Source organism: Pseudomonas berkeleyensis (assembly GCF_014109765.1).
Classification (GTDB): Bacteria; Pseudomonadota; Gammaproteobacteria; order Pseudomonadales; family Pseudomonadaceae; genus Aquipseudomonas; species Aquipseudomonas berkeleyensis.
Genome location: NZ_CP059139.1, coordinates 4,616,629 through 4,642,785, shown reverse-complemented (window position 1 = coordinate 4,642,785; position 26,157 = coordinate 4,616,629). Strand labels below are relative to the sequence as shown.

Annotated in this window: 22 protein-coding genes; 10 read left to right on the top strand and 12 right to left on the bottom strand. The window is 63.5% G+C overall.

The features are described from left to right. Positions 1 to 53 precede the first annotated feature (53 nt). Positions 54 to 1,226: an HD-GYP domain-containing protein gene (locus HS968_RS21520; protein WP_182368610.1), complete on the top strand. Its 1,173-nt coding sequence runs from the start codon at positions 54 to 56 to the stop codon at positions 1,224 to 1,226. A gap of 151 nt (positions 1,227 to 1,377) precedes the next feature. Here HS968_RS21520 and HS968_RS21515 read toward each other — a convergent pair whose 3' ends face one another. The 7 genes from HS968_RS21515 to HS968_RS21485 all read right to left on the bottom strand — a co-directional run bounded on the left by HS968_RS21515 (position 1,378) and on the right by HS968_RS21485 (position 9,743). Continuing rightward, positions 1,378 to 2,346, bottom strand: a complete 969-nt coding sequence (locus HS968_RS21515; RefSeq protein ID WP_182368609.1) for a peptide ABC transporter ATP-binding protein — start codon at positions 2,344 to 2,346, stop codon at positions 1,378 to 1,380. Continuing rightward, a complete protein-coding gene (locus HS968_RS21510) occupies positions 2,346 to 3,323 on the bottom strand; it encodes an ABC transporter ATP-binding protein (RefSeq protein WP_182368608.1) in 978 nt (325 codons plus the stop codon). The genes HS968_RS21515 and HS968_RS21510 overlap by 1 nt, the downstream gene beginning before the upstream one ends. Before the next feature lie 66 nt (positions 3,324 to 3,389). After that, entirely contained in the window at positions 3,390 to 4,292 is a 903-nt protein-coding gene (locus HS968_RS21505) for an ABC transporter permease subunit (RefSeq protein ID WP_119694490.1), read from the bottom strand. Between the two features lie 117 nt (positions 4,293 to 4,409). Further along, positions 4,410 to 5,420 (bottom strand): ABC transporter permease subunit, encoded by a 1,011-nt coding sequence (locus HS968_RS21500; protein WP_119694491.1) that lies wholly within the window; start codon positions 5,418 to 5,420, stop codon positions 4,410 to 4,412. Between the two features lie 145 nt (positions 5,421 to 5,565). Further along, complete coding sequence (locus HS968_RS21495) at positions 5,566 to 7,155, bottom strand: ABC transporter substrate-binding protein (RefSeq protein WP_182368606.1); 1,590 nt, start codon at positions 7,153 to 7,155, stop codon at positions 5,566 to 5,568. Positions 7,156 to 7,209: 54 nt separating this feature from the next. Continuing rightward, entirely contained in the window at positions 7,210 to 8,808 is a 1,599-nt protein-coding gene (locus HS968_RS21490) for an ABC transporter substrate-binding protein (protein ID WP_182368605.1), read from the bottom strand. A 221-nt stretch (positions 8,809 to 9,029) separates the two neighbouring features. Then, positions 9,030 to 9,743 (bottom strand): SIMPL domain-containing protein, encoded by a 714-nt coding sequence (locus tag HS968_RS21485; protein WP_182368604.1) that lies wholly within the window; start codon positions 9,741 to 9,743, stop codon positions 9,030 to 9,032. Positions 9,744 to 9,940: 197 nt separating this feature from the next. On the opposite strand from HS968_RS21485, the gene HS968_RS21480 reads away from it, so the two are divergent. The 3 genes from HS968_RS21480 to HS968_RS21470 all read left to right on the top strand — a co-directional run bounded on the left by HS968_RS21480 (position 9,941) and on the right by HS968_RS21470 (position 12,993). Next, the gene (locus tag HS968_RS21480; protein WP_119694494.1) at positions 9,941 to 11,194 is read left to right on the top strand and encodes an ATP-binding protein; all 1,254 of its coding nucleotides are present in this window, start codon (positions 9,941 to 9,943) and stop codon (positions 11,192 to 11,194) included. Positions 11,195 to 11,209: 15 nt separating this feature from the next. After that, positions 11,210 to 11,770, top strand: coding sequence for a response regulator transcription factor (locus HS968_RS21475; RefSeq protein WP_106737153.1), 561 nt, complete (start codon positions 11,210 to 11,212; stop codon positions 11,768 to 11,770). A 281-nt stretch (positions 11,771 to 12,051) separates the two neighbouring features. After that, positions 12,052 to 12,993, top strand: a complete 942-nt coding sequence (locus tag HS968_RS21470) for an AEC family transporter (protein ID WP_182368603.1) — start codon at positions 12,052 to 12,054, stop codon at positions 12,991 to 12,993. A gap of 60 nt (positions 12,994 to 13,053) precedes the next feature. Here HS968_RS21470 and HS968_RS21465 read toward each other — a convergent pair whose 3' ends face one another. The 5 genes from HS968_RS21465 to gatC form a co-directional block, all read right to left on the bottom strand. After that, positions 13,054 to 13,431 carry a carboxymuconolactone decarboxylase family protein gene (locus HS968_RS21465; RefSeq protein ID WP_119694496.1) on the bottom strand — a complete coding sequence of 126 codons (378 nt, stop codon included), beginning with the start codon at positions 13,429 to 13,431 and terminating at the stop codon, positions 13,054 to 13,056. A gap of 18 nt (positions 13,432 to 13,449) precedes the next feature. Next, positions 13,450 to 13,875, bottom strand: coding sequence for a septal ring lytic transglycosylase RlpA family protein (locus HS968_RS21460; protein WP_119694497.1), 426 nt, complete (start codon positions 13,873 to 13,875; stop codon positions 13,450 to 13,452). Between the two features lie 72 nt (positions 13,876 to 13,947). Further along, entirely contained in the window at positions 13,948 to 15,396 is a 1,449-nt protein-coding gene (gatB, locus tag HS968_RS21455; RefSeq protein ID WP_182368602.1) for an Asp-tRNA(Asn)/Glu-tRNA(Gln) amidotransferase subunit GatB, read from the bottom strand. 110 nt (positions 15,397 to 15,506) lie between these two features. Next, positions 15,507 to 16,958, bottom strand: coding sequence for an Asp-tRNA(Asn)/Glu-tRNA(Gln) amidotransferase subunit GatA (gene gatA / locus HS968_RS21450; protein ID WP_182368600.1), 1,452 nt, complete (start codon positions 16,956 to 16,958; stop codon positions 15,507 to 15,509). A gap of 16 nt (positions 16,959 to 16,974) precedes the next feature. Beyond that, the gene (gene gatC, locus HS968_RS21445) at positions 16,975 to 17,262 is read right to left on the bottom strand and encodes an Asp-tRNA(Asn)/Glu-tRNA(Gln) amidotransferase subunit GatC (RefSeq protein WP_182368599.1); all 288 of its coding nucleotides are present in this window, start codon (positions 17,260 to 17,262) and stop codon (positions 16,975 to 16,977) included. Between the two features lie 238 nt (positions 17,263 to 17,500). Here gatC and mreB point away from each other — a divergent pair, with 238 nt between their 5' ends. The 6 genes from mreB to HS968_RS21415 all read left to right on the top strand — a co-directional run bounded on the left by mreB (position 17,501) and on the right by HS968_RS21415 (position 26,152). Beyond that, on the top strand, positions 17,501 to 18,538 hold the full coding sequence (mreB, locus tag HS968_RS21440) for a rod shape-determining protein MreB (RefSeq protein WP_013714086.1): 1,038 nt from the start codon (positions 17,501 to 17,503) through the stop codon (positions 18,536 to 18,538). Positions 18,539 to 18,738: 200 nt separating this feature from the next. Beyond that, positions 18,739 to 19,671 (top strand): rod shape-determining protein MreC, encoded by a 933-nt coding sequence (gene mreC / locus HS968_RS21435; protein ID WP_238338976.1) that lies wholly within the window; start codon positions 18,739 to 18,741, stop codon positions 19,669 to 19,671. Next, positions 19,671 to 20,159: a rod shape-determining protein MreD gene (mreD, locus tag HS968_RS21430; protein WP_119694501.1), complete on the top strand. Its 489-nt coding sequence runs from the start codon at positions 19,671 to 19,673 to the stop codon at positions 20,157 to 20,159. The genes mreC and mreD overlap by 1 nt, the downstream gene beginning before the upstream one ends. A gap of 52 nt (positions 20,160 to 20,211) precedes the next feature. Next, positions 20,212 to 20,808: a Maf family protein gene (locus HS968_RS21425; protein ID WP_182368598.1), complete on the top strand. Its 597-nt coding sequence runs from the start codon at positions 20,212 to 20,214 to the stop codon at positions 20,806 to 20,808. Between the two features lie 47 nt (positions 20,809 to 20,855). Beyond that, positions 20,856 to 22,313, top strand: a complete 1,458-nt coding sequence (gene rng / locus HS968_RS21420; protein WP_182368597.1) for a ribonuclease G — start codon at positions 20,856 to 20,858, stop codon at positions 22,311 to 22,313. 17 nt (positions 22,314 to 22,330) lie between these two features. Further along, positions 22,331 to 26,152 carry a YhdP family protein gene (locus HS968_RS21415; protein WP_182368595.1) on the top strand — a complete coding sequence of 1,274 codons (3,822 nt, stop codon included), beginning with the start codon at positions 22,331 to 22,333 and terminating at the stop codon, positions 26,150 to 26,152. The last annotated feature ends 5 nt before the right edge of the window (positions 26,153 to 26,157 follow it).

Here is a 26,157-nt window from a genome sequence, read left to right as displayed (position 1 = left end):
ATGCAGTCCAGCGCCTTTAATGATCTACAGGCGGGCAGCCAAGGGAGATCGCCATGCGGGGAATGCTCGACAGACCGGAACAGGAACTGATTCTGGTGGTGGATGACGCCGTGGATGCTCGCCAACGCCTGGGTGCGTTGCTGGTCGACCGCTATCAGGTCAAGCTGGTTGGCAGTGACGAGGCGCTGCATGCAGCAAGGCGCAAGCCGCAGCCCGACCTGATCCTGCTTGGCTGGCAGGATGACTACGCGCTTTGTCGCCAGCTCAAGATCGATGCGCGTACCCGGCATATCCCGCTGATCCTGGTGACGGCCAGGAGCGAGGTCGCCGACGAACAACTGGGTTTCGATCTTGGCGCTGCCGATTACATTACCAAGCCGGTTAGCCCGCCCATCGTCCTTGCCCGGGTCAAGGCGCAGTTGCAGCTCAAGGTGGCTACCGACTACCTGCGCGACAAGAGCGAGTACCTGGAACTCGAGGTCAAGCGCCGCATTCGCGACATCCAGAACCTGCAGGATGTCACCATCGAGGCCATGGCCAGCCTGGCGGTGATGCGCGACAACCCTTGCAGCCGTCGTCTCGTGCGTACCGAGCGCTACATGACCTGCCTGGCGGCGGCGTTGGCGCGTCAGCAGCCGGCCTTGTCGGATGCACTGAACGAGGAGCGCATCGCCCAGCTGGGCAAGTCAGCCATGCTGCATGTGATCGACCGGCTGACCTTGCCCGACCGCGTGCTGCTCAACCACGGTGAACCGGATGAGGACGATCTGCGCCTGCTCAAGGAGGGAGTGATCGCTGGGCGCGATGCGCTGGAGCGGGCCGAGCGCCGGCTGGGCAGCATCACCGACTTTCTTTCCGACGCCAAGGACATCGTCTATGGCCAGCACGAGCGCTGGGATGGCAAGGGCTACCCGCAAGGCCTGCATGGCGAGCAGATTCCATTGTCGGCGCGGCTGATGGCGCTGGTCGGCGACTTCGAGGCACTGACCTGTCCACACCCTTATCTGCCGCCAGTGAGCCTGGATCAGGCAGTGGCGCAGATCAGCGCGGCCAGTGGTACACGCTTCGACCCGATGGTGGTGCTGGCCTTCGTGGAGGCGACGCCGGAGTTTCTGCACATCGCGCAAACCCTTGCCGACGATGCCGCTGCGGTCGGTGTCGAGCTGCAGCGACTGGAGGACTCGTTGGCCGAAAGCATCGAGCTGACGTTGCCGTCGGTACCTTGAGGCGATTTTGCGGCACCCGACGAGTCGCTGGTGTCACGATACGCAGTACATGTCGGCAAGTGCCCTGGGTAGGGGGCGCCGTGCGCACCGGGAATACTGCGATGCTTACCAGTGCGCACGACCTGGGTGCCCCACAACACCCTACGAGAAGTCACTCTAGGCGCTCCACATGATGGCAGGCCACCTGCCGTGCAGCGATCAGCCGCAGCTCGGGGCGTTCTTCCCGGCAGCGTTGATCGGCATACGGGCAGCGTTTGTGGAAGGCGCAGCCCGACGGCGGGTCGAGCGGATTGGGTAGCTCACCGCTGACACGCACTCGCGGTTTGTCCGGATCGGGATGGATGGTCGGCGTCGCTGACAACAACACCTGCGTATAAGGATGCAGCGGGCGCTCATAGAGCACTTCGGCCGGGCCCATTTCCACCGGGCGACCGAGGTACATCACCAGCACGTCGTCGGCGACATGGCGCACCACCGCGAGGTTATGCGAGATGAACACGTAGCCGGTGCCGAACTGCTCCTGCAGATCCATGAACAGATTGAGCACTTGCGCCTGGATCGACACGTCCAGCGCCGAGGTCGGTTCGTCCGCCACCAGCACCTTGGGCTGCAGCATCATCGCGCGAGCCAGGGCGATGCGCTGGCGCTGGCCGCCAGAGAACATGTGCGGATAGCGGTGGTAATGCTCGGGACGCAGGCCGACCTGTTGCATCATCGCCTGCACCTTCTCGCGGCGTTCGGCCGCGCTCAGGCGGGTGTTGATCAGCAGCGGCTCGGCCAATTGGTCGCCGACCTTCTGCCGCGGGTTGAGTGAGGCATAGGGGTTCTGGAACACCATTTGTACGTCGCGGCGCAATTGCCGGCGCTCGGCTTTGCTGGCGCCGGTCACTTCACGCCCGGCGATCTGCAGGCTGCCGGAACTGGGCTGCTCGATCAGGGTCAGGGCACGAGCCAGGGTCGACTTGCCGCAGCCGGACTCGCCGACCACGGCCAAGGTCTTGCCGGCCTCCAGGTTGAAGGACACGCCGTTGAGCGCCTGCACCGTCGCTGCCGGTTTGAATAGGCCGCGCGAGACGTTGTAGTGACGGGTCAGCTCATGGGCCTCGAGTACGTTGCTCATCAGGCCACCTCCAGGGGAAAGAAGCAGCGCGCGGCGCCACGGGCATGTTCGTCCAGAGCTGGTCGTTGCTGGCGGCAGCGTTCCTGTACGTAAGGGCAGCGCGGTGACAGCAGGCAGCCCTGCGGGCGGTCGTAGCGGCCAGGCACGATGCCGGGCAGGGTGGCCAGGCGGCTGGCCCCTGAGCCGTGCTCAGCCAAGCTCCTTTCAGGAAGCGCCTTGAGCAAGGCCTCGGTATAGGGATGGCTGGGCGCATCGAACAGGGTCGGTACCTGGCCCAGCTCCACCGCCTGCCCGGCGTACATCACGCAGACGCGCTGAGCGGTTTCGGCGACCACCGCCAGGTCATGCGTGATCAGCACCAGGGCCATGCCCTGGTCGCGCTGCAGGTTCAGCAGCAACTCCATGATCTGCGCCTGGATGGTCACGTCCAGCGCCGTGGTCGGCTCGTCGGCGATCAGCAGCTTGGGCTCGGCAGCGATCGCCATGGCGATCGCCACGCGCTGGCTCATGCCACCGGAGAGTTGATGTGGATAGGCATCGAGGCGGCTGGCCGCGCCGGGAATCTCCACCCGCTCCAGCAGCTCGAGGGCACGTGCGCGGGCGGCCTTGCCTTTCAGGCCCATGTGCTGGCGCAGCACTTCCTCGATCTGGAAACCCACGGTGTAACTGGGATTGAGGGCGGTCATCGGATCCTGGAAAACCATGGCCAGATCCTTGCCGACGATATGCCGGCGCTGCCTGCCTTTCAGGCGCAACATGTCGGTGCCGTCGAACTGCAGGCAATCGGCATGGACGATGCCGGGAGCGTCGATCAGCCCCATCAGCGCCATCATGGTCACCGACTTGCCGGAGCCGGACTCACCGACGATGGCCAGCACCTCGCCCTTTTTCACCGAGAGGTCGAGGCCATCGACTACGGGTACGGCGTCGGCGCCGCCGAAGCGCACGGACAGATTGTGGATATCCAGCAGGCTCATGCGCAGGCCCTCGCAGGGAGGCGGTGCGCCGTGCGCACCGAATCGAAGTCGTGCATGCAGGCCTCCTCAGATGGCGTTCTTGAGTTTCGGGTCGAGCGCATCGCGCAGGCCATCACCCATCAGGTTGATCGCCAGCACGCTGAGCAGAATGGCCAGGCCGGGCAGAGTGACCACCCACCAGGCGCGCTCGATGTAGTCGCGAGCCGAGGCCAGCATGGTGCCCCACTCGGGCGTTGGTGGCTGCACACCGAGGCCGAGAAAACCCAGTGCGGCGGCGTCGAGAATCGCCGAGGAGAAGCTCAGGGTGGCCTGCACGATCAGCGGCGCCATGCAGTTGGGCAACACGGTGACGAACATCAGTCGCGGCAGGCTGGCGCCGGCCAGTTGCGCGGCAGTGACGTAGTCGCGATTCAGCTCGCCCATCACCGCAGCGCGAGTAAGGCGCACATAGGATGGCAGCGAGACGATGGCGATGGCGAAGATGGTGTTGATCAGCCCGGGGCCGAGAATGGCGACGATGGCCACGGCCAGCAGCAGCGAGGGCAGTGCCAGCATGATGTCCATCAGGCGCATGATGCCGGGGCCGAGCAGGCGCGGGAAAAAGCCGGCACAGAGTCCCAGCAGGATGCCGGGAACCAGCGACAACACCACCGAGGCCAGACCGATCAGCAGCGACAGTCGCGCGCCATGGATGATCCGCGAGAGCAGGTCACGGCCCAGCTCGTCGGTGCCAAGCAGGAATTGCCACTGGCCGCCTTCCAGCCATACCGGCGGGGTGAGCAGGAAGTCGCGGTATTGCTCGCTGGGATGGTGCGGGGCGATCCAGGGTGCGAACAGCGCGCAGAACACGATCAGCAGTATGAACGCCAGGCCGCAGACGGCGCCCTTGTTGTGCTTGAAGGCATGCCAGAACTCCTTCAGTGGCGAAGGGTAGAGCAGGCTCTGGTCGAGGCTGGTGGAGGTGGTCATCGGTATGTCGCCTCCAGGGTAGGGTGCGCCGTGCGCACCGATCGTTCGTCGCCAATGGTGGTGCGCATGGCCTGGGCGGCCCCGCGACACCCTACGGAGTGGTTCATGTCGCTCTCCTTAGCGCTGGTGGCGAATGCGTGGGTTGGCCAGGCCATAGAGAATGTCCACGATGAAGTTGACCAGGATCACCAGGCAGGCGATCAGCAGGATGCCGTTCTGCACCACCGGGTAGTCACGGGCGCCGATGGCCTCGATCAGCCACTTGCCGATGCCGGGCCAGGCGAAGATGGTTTCGGTCAGCACGGCGCCGCCGAGCAGGCTGCCGATCTGCAGACCGAACACGGTCAGTACCGGGATTAGCGCGTTGCGCAGGCCGTGGACGAACACCACCCGTGCCGGTGACAGCCCCTTGGCCCGCGCGGTGCGAATGTAGTCCTCGCGCAGCACTTCGAGCATGGCCGAGCGGGTCATGCGTGCGATCACTGCCAGGGGGATGGTGCCGAGCACGATGGCCGGCAGGATCAGGTGATGCAGGGCGTCGACGAAGGCGCCTGGCTCGTCGGAGAGCAGGGTATCGATGAGCATGAAGCCGGTGACGGGCGGGATATCGAAGAGCAGGTCATTGCGCCCGGACACCGGTGTCCAGCCCAGGCCGGTGGAAAAGAACATGATCAGCAGCAGGCCCCACCAGAAAATCGGCATGGAATAGCCGGTCAGCGAGATGCCCATTATCCCGTGATCGAACAGCGAACCACGTTTGAGCGCGGCGATGACGCCTGCGATGACGCCCAGCGTACCGGCGAACAGCAGGGCAGCCAGGGCCAGTTCGACGGTAGCCGGAAACAGGGTGATGAACTCGCTCCACACGCCGTCGTTGGAACGCAGAGACTTGCCCAGGTCGCCGGTGGCGAGCTGGCCGATGTAGTCGAGGTACTGGGCGTACAGCGGTTTGTTCAGGCCCAGGCGCTCCATGGCCTGGGCATGCAGTTCGGGGTCGACGCGGCGTTCGCCCATCATCACCTCCACCGGATCACCGGGGATCAGGCGGATCAGCGAGAAGGTTAGCAACGTGACGCCGAAAAAGGTGGGGATCAGCAGCCCCAGGCGTCGGGCGATGAATGACAGCATCAGGCGGTTCTACTCCATGGCTGGAAGCGGGCGCCGGACTGCGTGGCCTGGCGCTGTTGTAGTGATTGCGTAGCCCGGATGTAATCCGGGGATTGGTTGAAGGGCGTGGCAAAGAAGTCCCGGATTGCATCCGGGCTACGACGACTCATGGCACTTTAACCCTGGCGAAATTGTTCGAGCCCATGGGACTGAGGACGAAGCCTTCCACACCTTTACGCAGGGCGACGAACTGCTTCGGATGCGCCAAGGCGATCCAGGGAGCCTGCTCATGGAAGATCGCCAGGGCCTGACGATACAACGCGGCGCGCTTGCCCTGCTCGGGTTCCTGGCGTGCCTGGGTGATCAGCCTGTCGAAGCTTTCATCGCACCAGCCGGCCTGGTTCTCGCCACTTCTGGCGGCGGCGCAGGACAGGTTGGGGGTGAGGAAATTATCCGGGTCGCCGTTGTCGCCGGCCCAGCCCATGAACACCAGGTCGTGCTCGCCATTCTTGGCGCGCTTGATCAGTTCGCCCCATTCGAACACGCGGATGTCGCTTTGAATGCCGATGGCGGCGAGATCAGCCTGCAGCATCTGTGCGCCGATACCCGGGTTGGGATTGGTCGGGCCGCCGCCGGGGCGCGTCCAGATCGACAGCTTGAAACCATCGCCATGGCCCGCCTCGGCCAGCAACTGGCGGGCGCGCTCAGGGTCGTGAGGCCAGTCCTTCAGCGTGTCGTCATGCCCCCACAAGGTTGCCGGGTAGGGCGCAACGGCAGGTGTCGCGTTGCCTTCGCCGTATTGCGCGCGAATGTAGGCAGCCTTGTCGAACGCCAGGTTCAGGGCCTGGCGCACGCGCACGTCATCCAGCGGTGGGTGACGGGTGTTGATGCCGATATAGGCGGTCAGCAGCGAGTCCAGCTCCAGTACCTGCAGCTTCGTATCGGCCTTCAGGGCGGGAATGTCCACGGGACGCGGGAACAGGCTGATCTGGCAGTCGCCGGCCTTCAGGCGTTGCTGGCGCACGTTGGGCTCGGGGGTGATGGCCAGCACCAGGCGCTCGATTGCAGGCGGCTCGCCCCAGTAATCGGGGTTGCCGCGAAAGCGTACCTGGGCATCCTTGGTGTAGCGTTCGAAGACGAAGGGGCCGGTGCCGATGGGCTCTGCATTCAATCGTTCAGGCGTGTTCGCGGCAAGCAGGTGATCGGCGTACTCGGCGGAATAAATCGAGGCGAAGCCCATGGCCAGGTTGGCCAGGAAGGGCGCCTCGGGGTGTTTGAGAACGAAGCGCACGCGATGCTCGTCGAGTTTTTCCACGCGTTCGATCAACTGCGCCAGGCCCATTGACTCGGCATAGGGAAAGCCGCGCGGCGACAGTTTGTGCCAGGGGTGAGCCGGGTCGAGCTGGCGCTGGAAGCTCCACAGCACATCGTCGGCATTGAATTCTCTGCGTGGAGTGAAGCCCTTGTTGGCGTGGAACTTCACGCCCTGGCGCAGGGTGAAGGTGTAGCTCAGGCCGTCGTCGGCGATTTCCCAGCTCTTTGCCAGTGCGGGCACGATCTGAGTGCTGCCGGGGGCGAAGTCCACCAGGCGTTCGAACAGCGTCTCGGCGCTGGCGTCGGCCGTGGTCGCCGCCGTGTACTGAACGATGTCGAAGCCTTCCGGACTGGCCTCGGTGCAGACCACCAGATTGTTCGCGGCCTGCGCGTGCACGGTGAGCAGTGCGGCCAACAACAGGCCGCCTCGGAGAAAGGGCATGGGTAACTCCTGTCCAGGGTAGAGGCGGCGTGCCCTGGGCCACGCCGCCTGCCATCACTTGGCTATTCCTACACCATAGAAGGAGTTGAGTGCGAACGGACTGATGCGGAAGTCCTGCACTTCCTTGCGCATCGGCTGGTACACGGTGGAGTGTGCCAGCGGGGTGATCGGCACTTCGCGCTTGAGGATCACCTGTGCCTGCTTGTACAGCTCGGTGCGTTCGCCCACATCGGTGGTGCGCTTGGCGGCCTTGACCAGCTTGTCATAGTCCTCGTAGCACCATTTGGAGAAGTTGTTGCCGTCGACCGCATCGCAGCCGTAGAGGGTGCCAAGCCAGTTGTCCGGGTCGCCGTTGTCGCCGCTCCAGCCGATCAACATGGCATCGTGTTCGCCGGCTTTGGCGCGCTTGAGGTACTCGCCCCATTCGTAGCTGACGATGCGGGCCTTGATGCCGATCTTGGCCCAGTCGGCCTGCAGCATCTCGGCGATCAGTTTGGCGTTGGGGTTGTACGGCCGCTGCACCGGCATGGCCCAGAGCGTGATCTCGGTGCCTTCCTTGACGCCGGCTGCCTTGAGCAATTCCTTGGCCTTCTCCGGGTCGAAGGCCGGATCCTTGATGTCCTGGTTATACGACCATTGAGTCGGCGGCATGCCGTTTACGGCCAACTGGCCAGCCTTCTGATACACCGCATCGAGGATCGCCTGCTTGTTCACCGCCATGTCCAGCGCCTGGCGCACTTCCAGTTTGTCGAACGGCGGGTGAGTGACGTTGTAGGCGATGTAGCCGACGTTGAAACCGGCCTGCTCAGGCATCTGTAGCTTGGCGTCCTTCTGCAGCGCGTCGATATCGGCCGGGCGCGGGAACAGGGTGACGTGGCATTCGCCCGCGCGCAGCTTCTGCATGCGCACCGAGGCGTCGGTATTGATGGCGAAGATCAGGTTGTCGATCTTCACGTCCTCGGGTTTCCAGTAATCGGTATTGCCCTTGTAACGAATCACCGCGTCCTTCTGGTAGCGGCTGAAGACGAAGGGGCCGGTGCCGATGGGCTTCTGGTTGATATCGGCGGCCTTGCCGGCCTTGAGCAACTGGTCGGCATACTCGGCAGACTGGATCGAGGCAAAGCTCATCGCCAGGTTCTGCACGAAGGCGGCGTCCACCTCGTTGAGGGTGAAGCGCACGCTGTGATCGCCCAGCTTCTCCAGTTTGGCGATGTTGCTGTCCATGCCCATGTCGGTGAAGTAGGGGAACTCGGTGGGGTATGCCTTGCGGAACGGGTGATCCTTGTCGAGCATGCGCTCGAAGGTGAACAGCACGTCATCGGCGTTGAACTCGCGGCTGGGCTTGAAGTACTCGGTGGTGTGAAATTTCACCCCCGGTCGCAGTTTGAAGGTGTAGCTGAGGCCATCGTCGGAGACCTCCCAGCTTTCGGCCAGGCCGGGCTCGACCTTGGTGCCGCCCCGTTCGAACTGGGTCAGGCGGTTGAAGATGGTTTCCGCTGCGGCATCGAAATCGGTACCGGTGGTGTAAAGGCCTGGGTCGAAACCGGCGGGGCTGCCTTCGGAACAGAACACCAGGTTGGCGGCGCTGGCGAGAGGAGCGCTGGCGATCAGCCCAGCGGTAAGCAAAGCCTGGATAAGGGCGTTCTTGCGCATCATGACCTCTTCATTTTTGTGCTTTTTGTCGAGGAGCTCCTTATGGGAGCCTCCTGGCAAGCTATGCAGGGCATGTGCCTGAGGCAAGCGCGTTTTTGAGGTAAACAAGGTTAGCGCTACGGCGTTGTAAGCCGCTGTCGCATTTATGAAAATATGCAGGGAAAAGATGGCAAAACGCCGTTATCTGTCGACAACGGCGCTGCTTTGTTGCGGGGCGTGAATCAGGGCATTTGCACTTCGATGACGCCATCGGCGCTTACCGTGACCTGGCTGGTGCCGGCTTCGATTTCCGGTGTGGGCGCTGCATCCATCATCGCCATGCCTTTGGCCTCGAAGTTGCGCATGGCCATCTGCGGCTGAAAACCGCCGGTGTTCAGGCTCAGGCTGACCAGTTTGTAGCCCTTGCCACCCAGGGCTTCGGTCGCCAGTTGCGCGCGGGCCTTGAAGGCATTCACGGCGTCCTTGAGCATGGCGTCTTCGCGGGTCTTGCGGGTGTCGCCGGCGATGCTGAAATCCATACCGCCCATCTTCATCTTCTGCAGCAGTTCACCGGTCAGGGTGGACAGGCGGGCGAAGTCTGCACTCTCCAGGCGCACCTCGGCACGCTCGCGCCAGGCAGTGATCTTCTGACCCTTGTCGTCATACACCGGGTAGCTGTTGCGGCTACCCAGCTTGACCGCCACACCATTCACCTTACGAGCCTGCTCCAGGGTCTGGTTCAGGGTATTGGTGATCTCCGCGGCCAGCTTGGCCGGATCGCTGTTCTGCGATTCGGTGTAGAGGGTGACATGCATCAGGTCGTGGGCGACCTCCTGATTGACCTCGGCGCGCAGGGCAATCTGGTTGTAGCGCGCGTCGTCCGCCAACAGGCCAGTGCTGGCCAGGCTGGCGATGGTCAGGGCGAGGGCAGAGGCGATACGGGGCATGGTGCGCATGTGCAGTTCCTTTTCTGATGGCCTTGTGGCCGTTTCCCGAGGGTAGACGAAGCCTAGTGACCATTCGGGTTAAATGCGGTTCATCTTTTTATGGTCGGGCGTACAAACTCTAGTCATGCGGCTGTGCGTCCGGTTGACGCAGCGGCGGAAGGCCGCGTTCTGCTTGGTTATACTCGCCTCCAGCCTAGGGAGTCTTCATGCTCGAACCCGTGCAGTTATTGTCCGCCAGTCGCCAGAATCTCTGGCGGCTCACCCTGATTCGTATTCTCGTACTGGCAGCCCAGGCTGGCTCGGTGGGGCTCGCTTACAAGTCGGGCATATTGCCGCTGCCCTGGATGCAGTTATCGGTCACCCTCGGCATCTCCCTGCTGTTGTGCCTGGGCACGGCGTTGCGCCTGCGTGGCCCATGGCCGGTCACCGAAGTGGAGTACGCGGTGCAACTGGGTTGCGACCTGATCATCCACAGCGTGCTGTTGTACTACTCGGGTGGTTCGACCAACCCCTTCGTTTCCTACTATCTGGTGCCGCTGACCATCGCTGCGGCGACCCTGCCGTGGATGTTCACCATCGTCCTCTCCGGTATGGCACTGACTGGCTATACCCTGCTGCTGGTGTGGACGCACCCGATGGAGCTGCCCGCCGCGCGCGAGAGTTTGCTGGTCTATGGCATGTGGCTGAGTTTCGCTCTGGCCGCGTCGTTGATCACCTTCTTCGTCGCCAAAATGGCCGAAGAGCTGCGCCGCCAGGACGAGCTACGCGCCGAGCGTCGCGAGGAAAGCCTGCGTGATCAGCAGTTGTTGGCCGTGGCCACCCAGGCTGCCGGCGCCGCCCATGAGCTTGGCACGCCATTGGCGACCATGAGCGTGCTGCTCAAGGAGCTGCGTCAGGAATACAGTGACAAACCGGCTCTGCAGGACGACCTGGCGTTGCTGCAGGAGCAGGTCAAGCTGTGCAAGTACACCCTGCAGCAACTGGTGCGTGCTGCCGAGAACGATCGGCGTCAGGCGGTGGTGGAACAGTCCTGTGTCGAATGGCTGGAAACGACCTTGAATCGCTGGCACCTGATGCGTCCCGAAGCCAGCTATCGCTACCAGTGCCTGGGGCGCGGTACGCCGCCCAAGCTGATGCCGCCCGCCGATCTCACCCAGGCGCTGCTCAACTTGTTGAACAACGCTGCCGATGCCTGCCCGGACAAGCTCGACATTCGTCTGGACTGGGATCATCAGTGGGTGCGCCTGAGTATCCGTGATCATGGCGCTGGCGTGCCGCTGGCCATCGCTGAGCAGCTTGGCCGGCCGTTCTTCACCACCAAGGGCAAGGGTTTCGGCCTGGGGCTGTTCCTCAGCCAGGCCAGCGTGACCCGCGCCGGTGGTACGGTTAAGTTGTATAACCATGAAGAAGGCGGCACCCTCACCGAATTGAAGTTGCCGCGAGCCTATGGCGTGGCCTGAGAAGGAAAAACCAGCATGAGCGAAGAATCCCTGTTCGAAGGCGAGGAGCAGCCCCACCTGCTGCTGGTGGACGATGACCCGACCTTTACCCGCGTCATGGCTCGCGCCATGAGCCGCCGTGGTCTGCGCGTGTCCACTGCCTCCAGTGCCGAAGAAGGCCTGGCGCTGGCCAAGGAGGATCTGCCCGATTACGCGGTGGTGGATCTGAAGATGGAGGGCGACTCTGGCCTGGTGCTACTGCCCAAGCTGCTGGAGTTGGACGCCGAGATGCGAGTGGTGCTCCTTACCGGTTATTCCAGCATCGCCACTGCGGTTGAGGCGATCAAGCGCGGGGCCGCCAACTACCTGTGCAAACCGGCCGATGCCGATGATGTGCTGACTGCGTTGCTCTCCGAGCATGCCGACCTGGATAGCCTGGTGCCGGAAAACCCGATGTCGGTGGATCGCCTGCAGTGGGAGCATATTCAGCGGGTTCTGGCCGAGCACGAAGGTAATATCTCTGCGACAGCCCGCGCCCTGGGCATGCACCGCCGCACCTTGCAGCGCAAGTTGCAGAAGCGCCCGGTTCGCCGCTGAGCCTTTTAACTGCTCAACAAGTAGGGCGTACCGGGCGGCGATTCGGTTCACCCTACTTGCGTGAGTTCTCACGCTGTAGGGCGTACTCGCGAAGCAGTACGCCGTCGGTGTTGCACTGGAGAACTGTGATTTGGGCTACGAAGACTCGGTGGACTGTTCGCTACGCTACGAGCGGCCGGTGACCCGGTTCACCCTACACCCTCGAATCGCGCGTGATTGCCCATAGCCGGAAAATGCTTAGCCGGCTAACATAGGTTGTCAGACGACCTTTCGGTGCCGTGATGTTCGCCGTCATCCAGCAAACCCTCGCCATTACTGCACCCGTATTCGCCATGCTGTTTCTCGGTGTGGCGCTCAAGCGCCTGCACTGGATCGACAACGCCTTCATCGACACCGCTTCCAGTCTGGTGTTTCGCGGCACCATGCCGACCCTGCTGTTCATCGGCATCGTCAAGGCCGACCTGAGTACGGCGCTGCAACCCGAGTTGCTGCTGTTCTTCGTGATCGCCACGCTGGTGTGCTTTGCCATCGCCTGGGCATGGGCGATCTGGCGAGTGCCGCACGTCGACCGAGGTATCTACACCCAAGGCGCGTTTCGCGGTAACAACGGTATCGTCGGTCTGGCGCTGGCCACCAGCATGTACGGCGATTACGGCCTGTCGCTGGGCGCGGTGCTCGGTGGCGTGGTGATCCTCTGCTACAACGTGCTCTCGGCCATCGTCCTGGCCATCTACAGCCCGGGTGCCAAGACCGGTGTGCTGGCCATCAGCAAGAGCATCGTGACCAACCCGCTGATCATCGGGGTGCTGGCGGCGATTCCCTTCGCCTACTGGCAGATTCCGCTGCCGGCCTGGCTGATGACCTCTGGGCAGTATTTCGCGCAGATGACCCTGCCGCTGGCGCTGATCTGTATCGGCGGTACGCTCAGCCTCAACTCGTTGCGCCGCAGCAGTGGCGTCGCCGTCGGTTCCAGCCTGATGAAAATGGTCTGGCTGCCGTTGATCTCGACGCTGGGTGCCTGGTTGTGGGGCTTTCGTGATGCCGACCTGGCGATTCTCTTCCTCTATTTCGCCAGCCCGACGGCGGCGGCCAGCTTCGTCATGGCGCGTGCCGTCGGTGCCAACCATGAGCTGGCGGCGGCGATCATTGTGATCACCACGCTGGCGGCGGTGGTCACCACCAATATCGGTCTGCTGATCCTGCAGTGGGGCGGGTGGATCTAGGATCGGGCGTAGGGCGGCACTCGCCAGCGTGCTAATGGCCGGTCGTACCTGCCCTGCGTTTCATTTGCTCTGATATTCCTCGATGACTTCCTGGGCGGCGCGGAAGGCGTCGATGCTGGCTGGCACGCCGGCGTAAACAGCGCAGTGCAGCAGGGTTTCGCGGATTTCTTCGACGGTGCAGCCGTTGTTCAGTGCGCCACGCACATGGCCCTTTAGCTCCTGCGGGCACTTCAACGCGGTCAGTGCGGCCAGGGTGATCAGGCTGCGGGTCGCGCGCGGCAGGCCGCTGCGCGTCCACACGCCGCCCCAGGCATGCTCGTTGATGAAATCCTGTAGCGGCTGGGTGAATTCGGTGGCATTACCCTGGGCGCGGTCGACGAAGGCGTCGCCCATCACCTCGCGGCGGACTTTCAAACCCTGGTCATGTGTGTCGCTCATTGCGTTTGCATCCTCGTATCAATCCAGTGCTTCGATGCGTACCGGCACCACGCCGGCGCGTAGCATGTCCAGGCGCTCAGCGGCGGCGCGAGAGACATCAATGACGCGCCCGCGCACGAACGGGCCGCGGTCGTTGATGCGCACCACCACACTGCGCTCGTTGTTCAGATTGGTGACGCGCACTCGGGTGCCGAAGGGCAGGCTACGGTGTGCAGCGGTCAGCGCATTCTGGTTGAAGCGCTCGCCACTGGCGGTCTTCTGTCCATGATGGCGGTCGCCATAGTAGGACGCCTTGCCACTTTCGCTGGCGCCACTGCCACCGCCGCCAAAGGTAGAACAGCCGGTGAGCAGGGCGAGTGCGCCGAGCAGGGCGTATGTCTGTAGTCCGGAGGCTATCCGGGGTAGTGAGAATTCCCAGATTGCATCCGGGCTACGGGTGGCCATTGCAGGGTTCTCCTGATGGAAAGACGCCGGGCAAGCCCGGCGTCGTTTCTTAAGACAGCGAGACGGTTCGACTCAGCCTTCGAGCTTTTTCTTCAGCAGTTCGTTCACTTGCCCCGGGTTGGCCTTGCCTTTGGAGGCTTTCATGGCCTGACCGACGAAGAAGCCGAACATCTTGCCGCGCTTGGCTTCGTCGCTGGCGCGGTACTGCTCGACCTGCTCGGCATTGGCGGCCAGCACCTCATCGAGCATCGCCTCGATGGCGCCGGAATCGGTGACCTGCTTGAGGCCCTTCTTCTCGATCACTTCGTCAGCCGTCGCGCCTTCACCAGCCGCTAGGGCCTCGAAGACCATCTTGGCGATCTTGCCGCTGATGGTGTTGTCCTTGATGCGCAGGATCATGCCGCCCAGTTGCTCGGCGGACACTGGCGACTGCTCGATCTCCAGGCCTTCCTTGTTGAGCAGGCTGGACAGCTCGCCCATCACCCAGTTGGCCGACAGCTTGGCATCGCCGCAGGTCTTCTCGACGACTTCGAAGTAGTCGGCCAGCTCGCGGCTGGCGCTGAGCACGCTGGCGTCGTAGGTGGACAGGCCGAACTGACTCTCGAAGCGCTCACGCTTCTGCGGCGGCAGCTCGGGCAGGCCGGCACGCAGTTCCTCGAGGAAGCTGCGTTCGATCACCACCGGCAGCAGATCCGGGCAGGGGAAGTAACGGTAGTCGTTGGCTTCTTCCTTGCTGCGCATGGAGCGCGTCTGGTCCTTGTTGGGATCGTACAGGCGGGTTTCCTGCACCACTTTGCCGCCGTCTTCGATCAGCTCGATCTGGCGCTGCACTTCGCGGTTGATGGCTTTCTCGATGAAGCGGAACGAGTTGACGTTCTTGATCTCGGCGCGGGTGCCGAACTCGGCCTGGCCCTTCGGGCGTACCGAGACGTTGCAGTCGCAACGCAGCGAGCCTTCGGCCATGTTGCCGTCGCAGATGCCCAGGTAGCGGACGAGTGCGTGGATGGCCTTCACATAGGCCACCGCTTCCTTGGCTGAACGGATGTCCGGCTCGGAGACGATTTCCAGCAGCGGTGTGCCGGCGCGGTTCAGGTCGATGCCGCTCATGCCCTGGAAGTCTTCGTGCAGGCTCTTGCCGGCGTCCTCTTCCAGGTGCGCGCGGGTGATGCCGATGCGCTTGACGGTGCCGTCTTCCAGGGTGATGTCGAGGAAGCCCTTACCGACGATGGGGTGATCCATCTGGCTGGTCTGGTAGCCCTTCGGCAGATCCGGGTAGAAGTAGTTCTTGCGTGCGAAGACGTTACGCTCGGCGATCTCTGCATCGATGGCCAGGCCGAACTGGCAGGCCATGCGCACGGCCTCGGAGTTGAGCACCGGCAGGGTGCCGGGCATGCCGAGGTCGACCAGGCTGGCTTGGGTGTTCGGTTCGGCGCCGAAGGTGGTGGCGCTGGCCGAGAATATCTTCGATTGGGTGCTGAGCTGAGCGTGAATCTCGAGCCCGATTACGGTTTCCCATTGCATCTTTAGTGTTCCTCGATCCTGTATGGCGTGAGCAAGCCCTCTCCCGGCGCTACGCGCCACCCTCTCCCATGAATGGGAGAGGGGAAACGGCTGCATGGCTGCGCCATGGCTTAGAAGCCGCTCGGTGCTTGTTTGTGCCAGTCGCTGACCTGCTGGTACTGGTGTGCGACATTGAGCAGACGACCTTCCTGGAAGTAGTTGCCGAGCAACTGCACGCCCACCGGCAGGCCATCGACGAAGCCGGCCGGCATCGACAGGCCGGGGATGCCGGCCAGGTTGGCGGTGATGGTGTAGATGTCTTCCAGGTAGGCGGAAACCGGGTCGGCGTTCTTCTCGCCGAGTTTCCAGGCCAAGTTCGGCGTGGTTGGGCCGAGGATCACGTCGACGTCCTTGAAGGCGGCGACGAAGTCGTTCTTGATCAGCCGGCGGATCTGCTGGGCCTTGATGTAGTAGGCGTCGTAGTAACCGGCGGACAGCGCGTAGGTGCCGACCATGATGCGCCGCTTCACTTCGGCGCCGAAGCCTTCGCCACGCGAGCGCTTGTACAGATCCTGCAGGTCTTTCGGGTTCTCGCAGCGATAGCCGAAGCGCACGCCGTCGAAACGCGACAGGTTGGAGCTGGCCTCGGCCGGTGCGATCACGTAGTAGGCAGGAATGGCGTGCTGCATGTTCGGCAAGCTGATGTCCTTGACGCTGGCGCCGAGCTTCTTCAGCTCTTCGACCACGGCCAGCACCTTCTCGCCGATACGCGCGTCGAGGCCGGCACCGAAGTATTCCTTCGGCAGGCCGATGCGCAGGCCGGCCAGCGGCTGGGCGAGAGCGGCCAGGTAGTCATCGACCGGCTGATCGACGCTGGTCGAGTCTTTCTGATCGAAGCCGGCCATGGCACCCAGCAGCAGGGCGCAGTCTTCGGCTGTGCGGGCCAGCGGGCCGCCCTGATCGAGGCTGGAGGCATAGGCGATCATGCCCCAGCGCGAAACACGACCGTAGGTCGGTTTGATCCCGGTGAGGTTGGTCAGTGCGGCCGGCTGGCGGATCGAGCCGCCGGTGTCGGTGCCGGTGGCGGCCGGCAGCAGGCGTGCAGCGACCGCCGCTGCCGAGCCGCCCGAGGAGCCGCCAGGCACGCGGGTCAGATCCCAGGGGTTCTTGACCGGGCCGTAGTGGCTGGATTCGTTGGCCGAGCCCATGGCGAACTCGTCCATGTTCAGTTTGCCGAGCGTTACGGCACCAGCCGTGGCGAGTTTCTCGACCACGGTAGCGTCATAGGGTGCCTTGAAACCGGTGAGGATCTTCGAGCCGCAACTGGTCAGCACACCGTTGGTGCAGAACAGATCCTTGTGGGCGATCGGCGCGCCGAGCAGGGCGCCGTTCTCGCCGGCGGCGCGGCGGGCGTCGGCGGCCTTGGCCTGGCCGATGGCCAGGTCTTCGGTAACGGTGATGAAGCTGTTGAGCTGCGGGTCGAGCTGAGCGATACGCGCCAGCAGGTTGCGGGTCAGCTCTTCGGCGGAAAACTGCTTGGCGGCGAGGCCTTGGGCAATCTCGGCGAGGGTCAGTTGATGCATGGGAACCCTTTTCCTTTTATTCGATGACTTTCGGCACGAGGTACAGGCCGCTTTCCACGGCCGGGGCGATGGCCTGGTAGGCGTCGCGCTGGTTGCTCTCGGTAACCACGTCGGCGCGCAGGCGCTGGGTGGCTTCCAGCGGGTGAGCCAGGGGGTCGATGCCCTGGGTATCGACGGCCTGCATCTGGTCGATCAGGCCGAGGATGTTGTTCAGGGTTTCGGTGGTTTGCGGAATATCGCCTTCGTTCAGACCCAGGCGGGCCAGGTGGGCGATTTTTTCCACCTCGGAGCGTTCAAGCGCCATCGGGGTTCTCCAGTGGAAGAGTGAAAGGTGGGCTTCGGTATGCAGGTCGCAGGGAACAGATGTCGCGAGCAGGCGGTCAAAGGCCGCGATGTGCGGCTGCAAGGCCCGGAAAAACAGGCAATCTACCATATTGCCGCCTTGCTCAAAATCCCTGCCGTTGTTAGAGTTTGCCGCACTTTTTACCTGCGCGTTTTGCGCGCCTGGCCTTCACCCACGCGTTGCCTAGGGTCCCTTCCTAATGTTCAAGAAACTGCGTGGCATGTTTTCCAGCGATCTGTCGATCGACCTGGGCACTGCCAATACCCTTATTTATGTGCGCGAGCGCGGTATCGTCCTGAATGAGCCGTCCGTGGTCGCTATCCGTACCCACGGCAACCAGAAGAGCGTCGTGGCCGTCGGTACCGAAGCCAAACGCATGCTCGGTCGTACGCCGGGCAACATTTCTGCCATCCGCCCGATGAAGGATGGCGTCATCGCCGACTTCAGCGTCTGCGAGAAGATGCTGCAGTACTTCATCAACAAGGTTCACGAGAACAGCTTCCTGCAGCCATCGCCGCGTGTGCTGATCTGCGTGCCGTGCAAATCGACCCAGGTCGAGCGTCGCGCCATCCGCGAATCCGCTCTGGGCGCTGGGGCACGTGAAGTGTTCCTGATCGAAGAGCCGATGGCCGCAGCCATCGGTGCCGGCCTGCCGGTCGAGGAAGCCCGTGGTTCCATGGTCGTCGACATCGGCGGCGGCACCACCGAGATCGCCCTGATCTCCCTCAACGGTGTGGTCTATGCGGAATCCGTGCGTGTTGGCGGCGACCGTTTCGACGAAGCCATCATCACCTACGTGCGCCGCAACTACGGCTCGCTGATCGGTGAAGGCACCGCCGAGCGCATCAAGCAGGAAATCGGCACCGCCTACCCAGGTGGCGAGATCCGTGAAGTCGACGTACGTGGCCGTAACCTGGCCGAAGGCGTACCGCGCAGCTTCACCCTGAACTCCAATGAAGTGCTCGAGGCGCTGCAGGAATCCCTGGCGACCATCGTCCAGGCGGTCAAGAGCGCGCTGGAGCAATCGCCACCCGAGCTGGCCTCGGACATCGCCGAGCGCGGTCTGGTGCTGACCGGTGGTGGCGCGCTGCTGCGTGACCTGGACAAGCTGCTGAGCCAGGAAACCGGCCTGCCGGTGATCGTCGCCGAAGACCCGCTGACCTGCGTCGCCCGTGGCGGCGGCAAGGCGCTGGAAATGATGGATCGCCATGCGATGGATCTGCTCTCCACCGAGTAAGCCTTCCATTCGTGGCTCGCTGTCGTGCCGCCTCCGGGCGGCACGCGCATATTCGAGCATTGCAGTACACTCGGCCCAACCTTTGCCTGACCGGTTTGCCTTTCGCATGAATTCGCGCGCTTTCCGCCCTCGTGGCACACAAGGAGCCGGCCATTAAGCCGCTCTTCGCCAAAGGTCCCTCGCTGGGCATCCGCCTGCTGGTGCTGGCCGTGCTTTCGGCTGTGTTGATGGTGGTGGATGCGCGTTTCGATGCGCTCAAGTCGGCGCGCAGTCAGATGGGCCTGGTTCTGACCCCCTTCTATTGGCTGGCCGACCTGCCAGTGCGTGCCTGGGATGGTGCCACGCAGCAGATTTCCTCGCGCAGCGAGCTGATGGCCGAGAACGAGAAGCTCAAGGCCGAGGCGCTGCTGTTGCAGCGTCGCCTGCAGAAGCTGGCCACTCTCACTGAGCAGAACGTGCGCTTGCGCGAGTTGCTCAACTCGTCGGCGCTGGTGGATGAGGAAGTCCTGGTCGGCGAACTGATCGGCGTCGATCCCAATCCCTATACCCACCGCATTCTCATCGACAAGGGCGAGAAGGACGGTGTGTTCCTCGGTCAGCCGGTGCTCGATGCCCGTGGTCTGATGGGCCAGGTAGTCGAGATCATGCCTTACACCTCGCGGGTGCTGCTGCTGACCGATACCACCCACAGCATCCCGGTGCAGGTCAACCGTAATGGTCTGCGCGCCATTGCCGTCGGTACCGGCAACCCGGAACGCCTGGAGCTGCGTCACGTGGCTGATACGGCGGATATCAAGGAAGGCGATCTGCTGGTCAGCTCTGGCATGGGCCAGCGTTTCCCCGCGGGTTACCCGGTGGCCACGGTCAAGGAAGTGATCCACGACTCCGGCCAGCCTTTCGCCATCGTCCGTGCCGTACCGACCGCGGCGCTGAATCGCAGTCGTTATCTGCTACTGGTGTTTTCCGACCGGCGTACGCCGGAACAGCGCGCCAACGACTCGGCCGAGGCCCAGGAAGCGGCGGATCGCGAGGCTGAGCAGGTGCAGCAGGGCGAGCAGGCCCCAGGTTCCGCTCCTGCTCCCGCCGCGCCGGCAGTACCGTCCGAAGCGGCCCCCGTGCAGGAGGGTAACTGATGGTCGGCATACAACCGCGGAATGGCTGGGTGATCTGGCTGACCCTGGCCCTGGGGCTGCTGCTCAGTGTTTCGCCACTGCCCGAGTTCATGCAGATCGGCAGGCCGCTCTGGGTGGCGCTGGTGTTGACCTACTGGGTCTTGGCACTCCCGCATCGGGTCGGCATGACCACTGCCTGGGTTCTGGGGCTGGCGCAGGATGTGCTGTTCGGCACGCTGCTCGGGCAGCATGCATTGATTCTGACCCTGATCACCTTCCTGGTGCTGAGCCTGCATCAGCGTCTGCGCATGTTCCCCATGTGGCAGCAGAGCATGGTGCTGATGGTGGTGTTCGGCCTGGCTCAGCTGGTACAGCTGTGGCTCAATGCCCTGACCGGCAGTCGTCCGCCCACGCTGGCATTCGTCTTGCCGGCACTGGTCAGCGCACTGCTCTGGCCGTGGATCTGCGGCTTCCTGCGCGGGCTGCATCGCCGCCTGAACGTCAACTGAGGTCGGCCACGGGATACGCCGGGCCGAGACTCGTCCGATAGGGAGAATTCTCATGGCCACGCTTTTCCTGGCCTCCGCTTCGCCCCGTCGTCGTGAACTGCTGGCCCAGATCGCTGTGCCATGCGTCACGCAAATCGCTTCGATAGATGAAAGCCCCTTGCCTGACGAGCCCGCCGCAGCCTATGTAGAGCGTCTGGCGCTGGAAAAGGCGCGCGCCGGCCTGGCCGCGTTGAGCGATCCTGACGATGCGGTGGTGCTGGGGGCCGATACGGTGGTGGTGCTCGATGGTCGGATTCTCGGCAAACCACTGGATTTCGAGGATTTCTGCCGCACGCTGAACGGCCTTTCCGGTCGTAGTCATCAGGTGATGACGGCTGTGGCGTTGGTCAGCCGCGACGCCGAAGCCGCGCAGATCGTGTGCAGCGATGTCACCTTTCGGCCGTTGAGCGAGGCGGAAATCGCCGCCTACTGGGCCAGCGGAGAACCCTGCGACAAGGCGGGCGGTTATGGTATTCAAGGGCTGGCGGCGGTGTTCGTCAGCCGTATCGAGGGCAGCTATTCGGCGGTAGTCGGGCTGCCGTTGTGTGAAACGGCGCAGATGCTGGGCGACTTCGGCATTGCCTGCTGGCAACCGGAAACCGCGAACTAATTGAAATTGCCGCCCGCGGCTGGCAACGAATCCATCAGGACGGATGCATGAGCGAAGAGATTCTGATCAATATCACGCCGATGGAGTCGCGCGTGGCGGTGGTGGAAAACGGTGTGCTGCAGGAAGTGCACGTCGAGCGTACGCAAAAGCGCGGCATCGTCGGCAACATCTATAAAGGCAAGGTGGTGCGCGTACTGCCGGGCATGCAGGCGGCGTTCGTCGACATCGGCCTGGAGCGCGCCGCTTTCATCCATGCTTCGGAAATTTCCACCCGTGAAGGGGCTGCGGTCGAGCCGATCGGCGCTCTGGTGCACGAAGGGCAGAGCCTGGTGGTGCAGGTGACCAAGGATCCGATCGGCAGCAAGGGTGCGCGCCTGACCACGCAGTTGTCGATTCCTTCGCGTTACCTGGTGTACATGCCGCGTACCAGCCATGTCGGCATTTCCCTGAAGATCGAGGACGAGGCCGAGCGCGACCGCCTCAAGCAGGTGGTGGCCGATTGCGTGGCGGCCGAGGGGATCGAGGAAGCTGGCGGTTTCATTCTGCGCACTGCGGCCGAAGGTGCTGGCGCCGACGAGATTCTCATCGATATCCGCTATCTGCGCCGCCTGTGGGATCAGATCGCCGCGCAGATCCAGAACGCCAAAGCGCCGGTGGTGATCTACGAGGATCTGTCGCTGGCGCTGCGCACCCTGCGTGATCTGGTCAGCCTGCGCACCGAGAAGATTCGCGTGGATTCGCGGGAAACCTTTCAGAAAATCACGCAGTTCGTCGCCGAACTGATGCCGGAAATCGCCGACCGTCTGGAGCACTATCCGGGCGAGCGACCGATCTTCGACCTGTATGGCGTCGAGGATGAAATCCAGCGCGCGTTGGAGCGCAAGGTGCCGCTCAAGTCCGGCGGCTACCTGGTGGTCGATCCGGCCGAGGCGATGACCACCATCGACGTCAACACTGGTGCTTTCGTCGGCCACCGTACCCTCGAAGAAACCATCTTCAAGACCAACCTGGAGGCGGCCACGGCCATCGCCCGGCAGATGCGCCTGCGCAACCTGGGCGGGATCATCATCATCGACTTCATCGACATGGAAGACGAGGAGCATCAACGCCAGGTGCTGCGCACCCTGGAGAAGCAGCTCGAGCGCGACCATGCCAAGACCAACATCATCGGCATCACCGAGCTCGGTCTGGTACAGATGACCCGCAAGCGTACACGCGAGAGCCTCGAGCAGATTCTCTGCGAGCCGTGCAGCGCCTGCCAGGGACGCGGCAAGTTGAAAACCCCGGAAACCATCTGCTACGAGATCTTCCGCGAAATCCTGCGTGAGGCGCGCGCCTATCAGGCCGAGAGCTACCGCGTGCTGGCCAACCAGAAGGTGGTCGACCGCCTGCTCGATGAAGAGTCAGGGAACGTCGCCGATCTTGAAGCCTTCATCGGGCGAACCATCAAGTTCCAGGTGGAAAGCATGTATTCCCAGGAACAGTACGATGTGGTGCTGCTCTGAGTGCGGGAAGCCCTGAAGTGGGCGTGATCGGCCGCTTTACCCTGAGTCTGCTGCGCTGGGGCCTTGGGTGCTGCGCCGCGTTGCTGGTTCTGGCTGCGCTGTATGTCAGCCTGGGGCGTGAACTCGTACCGCTGGTCGCCGAATACCGGTTGGAGCTGGAGGATCGGGCCAGCGAGGCGCTGGGCATGCCGCTGCGCATCGGTCGCCTGGAGGGACGCTGGCAGGGCTTCGCGCCGCTGCTGGTGGCGCATGATGTGCAGCTCGGTGAGGAAGGCGAGGGCCTCAGCCTGGAGCGTGTGCAACTGATGCCGGACATGCTGGGCAGCCTGCTGCAATGGCAGCCTCGCATCGCCCATCTGCAATTCGACGGCCTGCAACTGAACCTGCAGGAAGACGAAGAGGGCGCCTGGCACCTGCAGGGCTTGCCGCAGCGCAACAGCCCCGAACTGGATGTTGCCAAGGTGCTGGAGCAGGCCCGCGTGCTGCACCAGGTCAGCCTGCTCGATAGCCGTGTCGTGCTGCAGCCGCATGACGGTGAACCGCTGCTGCTCAGCTACGTCAATCTGAGCCTGCGTTATGGCGCCAATAGTCAGCGCCTGGACGGCCGCCTGCTGCTGCCGGACGGCCAACCGGTGGCCCTGCGTCTGCGCACCCGGATGCAGCCACAGACCTGGCGTGAAGCCAAGTCGGAGCTGTACCTGAGCCTGCCGCAGAGCGATTGGGCTGCCTGGTTGCCACAACGTCTGATCGGCGATTGGCAGTTGCAGCGTCTGCAGGCCGGCGGCGAGCTTTGGCTCGAGGGGCAAGGGTTGGCCCTGCGCAAGGGCGCGCTGCGTCTGCATGCGCCCGAGCTGATTGGCGGTCAGGCCAAGCACGAGGTCGTGACGCTGAAGGATCTGGCTTTCAATGCCTATTTCAGCCAGGACGACCAGGGTGTACGCGCACAGATCGACTCCCTGGCGCTGACTCATGGTGAGCAGCGTATCGGGGAAGTGCACATGACCCTGGCGCAGAAGGATCGGGAGAGTGCCGACGAGCGTTGGGCGCTGACGGCCGATCGCCTCGATCTGGACGCCTGGGCACCGCTGGTTGAGGCCCTGGCGCCGATGCCGGAGCGTGCTCGTGAGGTTCTGGTGGCCTTGGCGCCAGTCGGCGCAGTGAGCAACCTGCTGCTCGACTATTACCCGCAGCGCGAAGGCGCCGAACGCCTGCAGTTCGCCGCCAACCTGGCCAAGGTGGGGATCCAGGCCTATCACGGTGCTCCGGCGGCGGAGAACGTCAGCGGCAGTGTGTCCGGCAATATGTTTCAGGGTGAGCTACGCCTGAATACCGAAGATTTTGCCCTGCATCTTGATCAGCTGTTCCCCGAACCCTGGCGCTACCGTCATGCTCAGGCGCGGCTGAGCTGGGCCTGGAACGAAGAGGGGCTGACCCTGGTCAGCCCCTACATGCGTCTGGATGGCGAAGAAGGGCAGATTGCCGGCGACATGCTGATCCGCCTGCTGCGCGATCCCGAGGCCGAGGACTACATGGATTTGCGCGTTGGCCTGCGCGATGGCGACGCGGCCTACACCGAGAAGTATCTGCCGAGCCGCTCGCCGGGTATGAGCGCCGAACTCGACCATTGGCTGAAGACCGCGATTCGTGCGGGTCAGGTCGAGGAGGGCTATTTCCAGTATCAGGGCTCGCTGAACAAGGGCGCGCCTCTCGGTGCGCGCAGCCTCAGCCTGTTCTTTCTGGTCAAGGACGCCGAGCTGGCCTTTCAGCCGGGTTGGCCGTCGCTGCGCGAGGGGCGTGGTGAGGTGCTGATCGAGGATGATGCCGTGCGGGTGCGTCTCAAACAGGGCCGCCTGCTGGATAGCCAGGTCAATGACGTTACCGCGACTATCCCTCTGCTGCACGATGGCAAACCGCCGCGACTGCAACTCGATGGCGAGGTGCAAAGCAGTCTCGGCGATGCCATCAAGCTGTTGCAGGAAGCGCCACTGGGCACTGGCGAGATCTTCGCCGGTTGGCAGGGTGAAGGCCCGCTGAGCGGGCACCTGCAGCTGGATATTCCGTTGCACAAAGGGCAGAAGCCGGGCGTCGTGGTGGATTTTGCCACCGAGGGCGCCAACCTCAAGCTGGCCAATCCTGATCTGCAATTGAGTCAGGTTCGAGGGGCGTTTCGTTTCGACAGTGCCGCCGGCCTGAGCGCTCCGGATGTGCGCGCGCAGGTGTTCGGTCGCCAGGTGCGCGGCAAGATCAGCGCCGAAGGTGCGCGTGGACGAGCGCGTACGTTGTTCGATCTGAACGGCCAGGTTCAGGTCGATACGCTCAGCCAGTGGCTGGGGGGGCCGCAGAGTTTGCCAGTCAGTGGGCTGTTGCCTTATCGCCTGCGTCTGACACTTGATGGTGATGACAGTCAGTTGCGCGTCGACTCCAACCTGAAGGGCGTCGCCATCGACCTGCCAGCACCCTTCGGCAAGGTGGCGACGCAGGAGCGTCAGGCCTATTGGCGCATGACGCTCTCCGGGCGTGAACGGCGTTACTGGGCCGACTATGGCGATGTGGCCAGCCTGAGTCTGGCAGCGCCTGCCGCGGCTCTGGCTGATGGGCGTGGCGAAGTGGTGCTGGGCGGCGGCGCAGCCGGTCTGCCACCCGGGCAGGGCCTGCGCGTACGCGGGCGCCTCGATGAACTGGACCTGGGCGCCTGGCAGCAGGCTGGCAAGAGTCACAAGGTCAGCGTCGATGCCGATAGCCAGCGTCTGTTCAGAGGTGGTCAGCTCGAGATCGGGCGCTTCCGCGGTTTTGGCCAGGAGGTCGAGCAGGTAAATGTGGGGCTGGCACGCGAAGGCCAGGCCTGGGCACTGCAGCTCGACAGCGCGCTGGCTGCCGGGCGGGTGGTGGTGGCCGACGCCGAGGGTGTGCCGATTCGTGTCGACCTGCAGCATGTACGGCTGCCTGCGCCTGATCCGGACGCCGAAAAGTCAGCCGATGCGCCCGATCCATTGGCTGATTTCGACCCCCGCCAGATTCCACCGCTGGATATTCGTATCGAGCGCGTGCAGCGCGGCGACAAGGTGCTCGGTGCCTGGTCGCTGAAAGTGCGCCCGGAGGCACAGGGCGTGCGTTTCGACGAGCTCGATCTCGACCTGCAAGGGCTCAGGATCGGTGGTTCTGCTGGCTGGTCTGGCGATCCTGGCAATACCCGCAGTTGGTACAAGGGGCGCTTGCAGGGCAAGGATCTGGGCGAGGTACTCAAGGCCTGGGGCTATGCGCCCAGCGTGACCAGCGAGAGCTTCCGCCTGGATGCCGACGGCAACTGGCCGGGGTCACCGGCGTGGTTCTCGCTGAAACGCTTCAGTGGCAATCTCGACCCTTCGCTGCGCAACGGTCAGTTCGTCGAGGTGCAGGGCTCGGCCCAGGCGCTGCGGGTGTTCGGGGTGCTCAACTTCAACTCCATCGGTCGCCGGCTGCGTCTGGACTTCTCCGACCTGCTGGGCAAGGGCCTGAGCTACGACCGGGTCAAGGGCAACCTGCAGGCCACCAATGGTTTGCTCGTCACCAATGAGCCGATCACCATGACCGGGCCTTCGAGCAACCTCGAGCTCAAGGGCAATCTCGATGTGCGCAACGAGCGGGTCGATGCCAAGTTGCTGGTTACTCTGCCAGTGACCAACAATCTGCCGCTGGCGGCGCTGATCGTCGGTGCTCCGGCCATCGGTGGTGCGCTGTTCGTCGTCGACAAGCTGCTCGGCGACAGGGTGGCGCGTTTTGCCAGCGTGCAATACGACGTCAAGGGCTCGATGCAGGATCCGGAGATCAGCTTCGACAAACCCTTCGAAAAACCGCAATGACCTGG